We start from the raw sequence: 337 nt of genomic DNA on the forward strand, positions 1-337 counted from the left end.
GCCGCCGGCTCGGCGCCGTCGCTTTGCTCTATGTGGCCTTTGTCGCGATCAGTTCGGTCTATCTGGCGTGGCACTACGCCATTGACGGCTATGTCGCGGCCATCGTCGTGCTTGCGATTTACGTCGTGGCCCGCAAGCTGATCCCCGCGGACCGCCGGCCAGTGCCGAGCCTGCCGGCCCGAACCGTCGATCGTCCCGTGGCGGCCGCCGCGGTTTTCTGAGGCTCGTCTCCTTGTTTTGGGAGAACGACATGCATCAAGCCAACACCTGAAGCACGTCGCTGAACCGCATCAGCGCGACGCGCCGGTCCGCGGCGCTCCACGCCGCCGCATTCGAT

1 pseudogene is annotated in these 337 nt (G+C 66.2%); it reads left to right on the top strand.

The features are described 5' to 3' along the window. Positions 1–221 (top strand): annotated as a pseudogene (locus tag EN818_RS33120) (hypothetical protein); the annotation flags it as partial. Positions 222–337: the final 116 nt, after the last annotated feature.

It is taken from the genome of Mesorhizobium sp. M3A.F.Ca.ET.175.01.1.1, from assembly GCF_004791945.1.
Taxonomy (GTDB): Bacteria; Pseudomonadota; Alphaproteobacteria; order Rhizobiales; family Rhizobiaceae; genus Mesorhizobium.